The organism is Pseudoroseomonas cervicalis ATCC 49957 (assembly GCF_000164635.1).
Taxonomy (GTDB): Bacteria; Pseudomonadota; Alphaproteobacteria; order Acetobacterales; family Acetobacteraceae; genus Pseudoroseomonas; species Pseudoroseomonas cervicalis.
Window position 1 is genome coordinate 1 of sequence record NZ_GG771196.1, and the last position, 656, is coordinate 656.

General features: G+C 77.6%; 1 protein-coding gene. It reads right to left on the reverse strand.

All coding sequences use genetic code 11. The features are described 5' to 3' along the window. A partial coding sequence (locus tag HMPREF0731_RS22545) for a heme/hemin ABC transporter substrate-binding protein (protein WP_007006591.1) occupies nt 1-656 on the reverse strand: 656 nt, incomplete at both ends.

The following is a 656-nucleotide window of genomic DNA, read 5'->3' on the forward strand; positions in this document are numbered from 1 at the left end:
GCCAGCGCCGGATGGCCGAGCACGGCGGCGCGCCCCCCGGCCTCGCCCAGCGCGTGCGGCATCATCAGCAGGATGTCGGGCGCCAGGCTGGCCCCCATCTCCGCCGAGAGCGGGCGATAGCCGCGGAAGCCGCGCACGGCGTTCACCCCGCCCGCCGCCTCGATCAGCGAAGCGGCATGGGTGGCCTCGCCCGAGACCAGCGGCGCGCCCTGGCCGGCGGAGAGCACGAACATCACGCGGGGCTTGCGCGGCAGGGCGGAAAGCGGCGCGTCCAGCAGCGCCCAGTCGGCGGCGACGGCGGCGGCGAGCGGCGCGCCATCCCGCTCCAGCGCGGCGGCGGCGGCGCGGATCTTGGCGGTGGTGGCGGCGAGGCCGGCGCCATCGGCCACGGTGACCACCGGCAGGCCGGAGGCGCGCAGCACCTCCACCGCCTGGGCCGGCCCGGCCTGGTCGGAGAGCAGCAGCAGGTCGGGATGCAGGCCGATGATGCCCTCGGTCGGCAGGGCGCGCAGATAGCCGACCTTGGGCAGGGCGGTGATGGCGGGCGGGAACAGGCTGCTGCTGTCCACCGCGACCAGGGTGCCCTGCTGGCCCAGGGCGCAGACGGTCTCCGTCATGGCGGGGCCGATGGCCACGACACGGCGCGGCGGCGCCGG